General features: G+C 68.7%; 5 protein-coding genes. All 5 read left to right on the forward strand.

Features of this window, described 5'->3' with window-relative positions; all coding sequences use genetic code 11:
• Positions 1 to 240: hypothetical protein (locus tag B4E97_RS04055; protein WP_286958776.1), on the forward strand; the 240-nt coding region annotated here is incomplete at its 5' end.
• Positions 237 to 827 (forward strand): hypothetical protein, encoded by a 591-nt coding sequence (locus B4E97_RS04060; protein WP_178946170.1) that lies wholly within the window; start codon positions 237 to 239, stop codon positions 825 to 827. The genes B4E97_RS04055 and B4E97_RS04060, both read left to right, overlap by 4 nt.
• Positions 824 to 2,047, forward strand: a complete 1,224-nt coding sequence (locus B4E97_RS04065; protein ID WP_144790643.1) for a relaxase/mobilization nuclease domain-containing protein — start codon at positions 824 to 826, stop codon at positions 2,045 to 2,047. Before B4E97_RS04060 ends, B4E97_RS04065 begins: the two co-directional genes overlap by 4 nt.
• A complete protein-coding gene (locus B4E97_RS04070) occupies positions 2,001 to 2,384 on the forward strand; it encodes a hypothetical protein (RefSeq protein ID WP_286958778.1) in 384 nt (127 codons plus the stop codon). Before B4E97_RS04065 ends, B4E97_RS04070 begins: the two co-directional genes overlap by 47 nt.
• Positions 2,385 to 2,491: 107 nt before the next feature.
• The coding region (istA, locus tag B4E97_RS04075) for an IS21 family transposase (protein ID WP_286958779.1) at positions 2,492 to 3,937 on the forward strand (1,446 nt) is incomplete at its 3' end.

Below are 3,937 nucleotides of genomic sequence, written 5' to 3' on the forward strand. Positions count from 1 at the left end.
ACCAAACCCGGGGCGGTTCAGAAGGAGATCGAGCGGTGGGAGGCGGAGCGGCGCAAGCTGGCGACGTGCACCTGTTCGCCGCGCCCCGCTGCGTCCTATGGGCGGCATGCCGACACCTGCCCGGTGCTCACCGAGGACGAGCGTCGGCAGCGCGCCGAGGCGCACCGGGCGGAGCTTGACCGGAAGGTCAAGCGCCTCCGCGCGAACGGCGGGCTGCTGGTCGTGGGAGGTGCGCGATGAGCACCGAACGTGATGCGCTCTTCCAGGGGGTCGAGGGGGCCGGAGGCCCCTCGCAAGCAGCCGGGGAGGACATGAGCTTCAGCGAAATGTCCGACACGGCTACTGCTTGCCACTCTGGCGTACAGGTGGAGCAGCGGACCGACTCCCAGGTGAACACGGGTCGGGCTGATGCGGAGGCTGTGCGGCAGAGTCACGGCGGCGCGAAGCGTCGTCGTGGGGGCCGCGCGAAGCTCGATACCGACTTCGGAGAGGCCACGCTCGCGGCGCTTCGCACTCGTGCGAAGCGGCTCGGGCTGGCTCCGAGCACGTGGGTGCGGGCCGTCGTCCGAGATGCCCTCCACGCCTCTCGGAGCGAGGAGCTGGACGCCGCCGTGGCCGCGCACCTGCTCGGCGTCGAAGCGCGCGCGCAGGTGTCGGCGGACGCGCGCGAGCTGGCCGCGCAGATCCGCCCGCTGGCGATCAACGTCAACGACCTGGACCACCGAGCACGTGCCGGTGAGGCGGTGGCGCTGTCGTCGGAGGTGCCCGAGCTTATCGAGCTGCTGCGCGAGGTCCGCGCCCTGCTCGGTGATCGGACGGCCTCGTGAGCACGACGCACTACAGCCCGAGCGCCAGCGCCGCCGACACGGAGCGCTATATCCGGGGCAAGGAGGACGAGCGGGGCGTAGCGATCACGTGCGATGTGCCGGGAGGCCCCGGCGCGTTCTCGGCGCGCGCTCGGGCGCTCACGCAGAACACGACGCGCGAGGTCGAGGCGCTGCACTACCGCCAGTCGTTCAGCGACGAGGAGTTCGACCCGAAGAACCCCGAACACGTGCAGCGGGTGAACGACCTGGGCTACCAGCTCGCCAAGAAGATGCACCCGGATTCCGACTGCCTCGTCGTCAGTCATGTGGATGGGCGGGGAAAGAAGCCGCACAACCATATTTTGGTTCTCAATCACAACAACCGCACGGGAAAGGCGCTCTCGGACTATCGCACGTTCCACGACCGCAAGGCCGGGAATCAGAAGGGCGTGCAGTCGGCGAACGACGAGCTGATGCGCGAGCACGGGCTCTCGGTCGTGAAGCGGCTGGAGCACGCGCCGAAGGACTGGGAGCTGCGCCGCGAAGACTTCGCCGAGGGGTCGCTCGACCGCGAGATGGGCGACCGGATGAGTGCGGCGCTGGCCGATCCCCGCGCGGTGGACAAGGCCGGTCTGGTCTCGGTGATCGAGGAGCAGAACCAGCAGCTCGGTGATGACGGGGATCGGGTGCCACGGATGCGGCTGCACAGCCCCGTCAGCAAGAAGGGCAAACGCGCCGGGCAGGAGACCTGGACGCTCTACATCGAGGACCGCCGCGGCGAGTCCGGGCGTGCCGAGCGCCGCAAGCGCACGAGCGCACTCTCGGCGGACTTCACCCCGGAGGGCGCGCAGGCGTTCTTCGACTACCACCAGCAGCAGAAGGAGCAGGAACATGAGCGCAGCACTCGACAGGCTGAAGCAGCAGAACGGGCCCGTGCAGTCGCCGCAACCGCTCGGCAGTCCGGAGACGATGGAGCTGTTGACCTCGATCCTCGCCGCCGTCGAGGCGCAGAATACGAGGATCGCCACGCTGACCGAGCAGCAGAAGAAGCTCGCGGGGTTCGTGAAGGTGGACAGCGAGGAGCAGGAGAAGCAGCTCTCCGCGATCTCGCATCAGCTGACCTCAACGTCGCCGCCGCCGGAGTCGAACGAGAACAGCGAACTGCTCGCCGGAATCGCGTCCACTCTCGCGGGTATGAGCGTGAACCTCAACGGGGAGAGTCTGAAGGGCTCAGCCTCTAAGTCCGAGGCTGCCGCCAAGCATCTCGATGAGAGCCGGGCTAAGTTCGAGCGGGCCGCGAACGGTGCGCAGAAGGCCTGGCGGGAGTCGATCACCCAAGCCAGCGCCGAGGCGACGAGTGCGATCAGCACGGCCCGGGATCAGGCTGTGCAGTCGATCGAGAGGGCCGCTGCCGACGCCGGGGCCGTGGCAACAGCCAAGATTGACGCCGCGAACGAGCGGGCCGAAAAGATCATCGCCACAACGGCGAAGCTGGAGGCCCGTCAGCTTTGGTCTGTCGCCGCGTCGATGTGCCTCGTGGTTGTGACAGCTTGGTTTGGCCCCGTTGTGACGGCCTGATCTGGCCCCGCGTGCGACTTGCCGGGGTGTTGACGGTCTGAACTGGCCCCACCCCTTCACGCTGGTCCCCATCACTGGGAACCAGTCGCGAGGGCAAGGGAGCCAAGATGGGGTCACGAGTGCAGCTGTACGCCGACATCCGCCACGACGCGCGAGTCGATGGCCTGTCCATCCGCGAGCTCGCCCGCAAACACGGAGTCCACCGCCGCACCGTCCGCCAGGCCCTCGCCGCTGCCGAACCCCCACCTCGCAAGAAACCGGTCCGCACAGCACCGCGCCTGGATCCGTACAAGCCGGCGATCGACGAGATGCTGCGCTATGACCTGACTGCGCCGCGCAAGCAGCGTCATACCGCGACCCGGATCCTGGCCCGGCTGTGTGACGAGCACGGCGCCACGGACCTGTCGTACTCGACGGTGCGGGACTACGTGCGGGTCCGGCGCGCGCAGATCGATCTGGAGGCCGGGCGCCGGGTGGAGGCGATGGTGCCGCAGGACCACGCCCCCGGCGCGGAGGCCGAGGTCGACTTCGGCGAGGTCTACGTCATCCTCGACGGCGTCAAGACCAAGTGCCACATGTTCGTCTACCGCCTGTCCCACTCCGGCAAGGCCATCCACCGCGTCTACCCGACCGGCGGACAGGAAGCCTTCCTCGAAGGACACATCGAGGCCTTCCACGCCCTGGGCGGGATCCCGACCCGCCACATCCGCTACGACAACCTCACCTCCGCCGTCGTCCAAGTCATCCACGGCGGGAACCGGCTCCGCGACGAGAACGAACGCTGGGTGCTGTTCCGCTCCCACTACGGCTTCGACGCGTTCTACTGCCAGCCAGGCATCGACGGCGCCCACGAGAAAGGCGGCGTCGAGGGCGAGGTCGGCTGGTTCCGCCGCAACCACCTCACCCCCATGCCCGAAGTCGCCAGCCTGGACGAACTCAACGACAAGATCCGTGCCTGGGAACACGACGACAACACCCGCCGCATCACCGGCCACGCCAACACGATCGGGCAGGACCACCACACCGAACTCGACCACCTGGCACCGTTGCCGGCCGATGACTTCGACCCCGGCCTGATCCTCCACCCCCGCGTCGACCGCTCCGCCCTGATCACCGTCCGCATGGTCAAGTACTCCGTCCCCGCCCACCTGATCGGCCAACGCGTCCGCGTATCCCTACGGGCCTCGTGCGTGGTCGTGTTCGAAGGCCGCACCGTCGTCGCCACCCACCCACGCCTCGGCACCCGTGGCGTGACCAGGGTCGAACTGGACCACTACCTCGAAGTCCTACGGCACAAGCCCGGCGCGTTCCCCGGCTCCACCGCCCTCGCGCAGGCCCGCGCCGCCGGAGCATTCACCGCAGCCCACGACGCGTTCTGGGCCGCGGCCCGCAAGACCAGCGGCGACGTCGCCGGCACCCAAGCGTTGATCGACGTGCTCCTGCTCCACCGATCCCTCCCGGCCGATGACGTGATCGCCGGCATCACCTCGGCCCTGTCGGTGGGCGCGATCAGCCCCGACGTCGTCGCCGTCGAAGCCCGCCGCCATGCCACC

This window comes from Arsenicicoccus sp. UBA7492 (genome assembly GCF_002479615.1).
Taxonomy (GTDB): domain Bacteria; phylum Actinomycetota; class Actinomycetes; order Actinomycetales; family Dermatophilaceae; genus Arsenicicoccus; species Arsenicicoccus bolidensis.

Bases quoted from the DNA above. Each gene is read 5' to 3' on its own strand.
- B4E97_RS04070 (WP_286958778.1), top strand. From the start codon at position 2,001: ATGAGCGTGAACCTCAACGGGGAGAGTCTGAAGGGCTCAGCCTCTAAG.
- B4E97_RS04060 (WP_178946170.1), top strand. From the start codon at position 237: ATGAGCACCGAACGTGATGCGCTCTTCCAGGGGGTCGAGGGGGCCGGA.